Below are 998 nucleotides of genomic sequence, written 5' to 3'. Positions count from 1 at the left end.
GCGTCCACCACATTTGAGCTGGTTTCACTTCCTGCTTGATAGGCGTGATTATCAAGGTCTTTCAGTTCCTTTTTCTTGTTGCGGACGGTCGTTAATGCTTTCCGATTTTCCACGATTTCTACATTCATGCTCGTATCAACGGGGAATGTGAATTGCTGTTGCTGGAAATAGAAGATTTCAGACGACGGAAAATCAAGCTCTCCTACAATCGCATTGACGGTAAAATAGGACACATAGCTTTCCTTGTCCTCATGTTCCAATCGTAAATACCGCTGGCTTTCCTCAATCACACACCTTGTCGGGCGGATAAGGTCGTAGTATTTTATCAGCGTTTCTTTGTTCAATTTTTTCTTTGGTAGCTGGTACTCATAATCTTCATAAGCGATACCGTCCCTGCCGTAAAGATGTTCCATGAGATACCCAAAATCATGGATTTCCAAGCGACGCACCTTAAAGCGACGGGAGATTTTATTTTCCAGTAACTTTTCCATTTTTATGTAACGGTTGATTTCATCATTCGGCATGGAAACAAAATCATTCATCAGCGTGTGGTTCACTTCATGGAGAAATTCTGTGAACGTCAGCCACACCGATTTTTTGATGTTCTTCAGATTGAGCTGTTCTTCCGTAACCATGAGCTTAAAGCCAAGAAAAAAGCGGTAGTCCACTTGATTGTCCCCAATCATAGATACTAACGCTTCGGTCTGTTCGTCTATCTTCTGGCAGGCAACTTCCTTTAATTTTCCAGTTACCAGCTTCTTTGACTGTTCCTGCATACTGCGGATTGAGCTTTCTGTGGCAATCTGCAACGCATGAATTTTACCCTCACGGGACTGTGCGATAAGCTGTCGAAAGCTGTCATGCACGATAAATTTCTGCTCTGCGGATAGAAAAGAATAGTTGTATGGTATCAGCTCATAGTAGGCGAACACCTCATTGTCCTTGTTCCAGACAAGGTTATTGTCAATATATTTTATCGGGAACATAGTTCACACTCC

General features: G+C 42.5%; 1 pseudogene. It reads right to left on the bottom strand.

Features of this window, described 5'->3' with window-relative positions:
* Positions 1-986: pseudogene (locus tag DWW13_RS18550) on the bottom strand (ATP-binding protein); the annotation flags it as partial.
* Between the last annotated feature and the right edge of the window lie 12 nt (positions 987-998).

It is taken from the genome of Blautia sp. AF14-40 (assembly GCF_003479665.1).
GTDB lineage: Bacteria > Bacillota > Clostridia > Lachnospirales > Lachnospiraceae > Fusicatenibacter > Fusicatenibacter saccharivorans.
The sequence above is the reverse complement of the archived record's forward strand: the minus strand, read 5'-3'. Positions and strand labels throughout refer to the sequence as shown.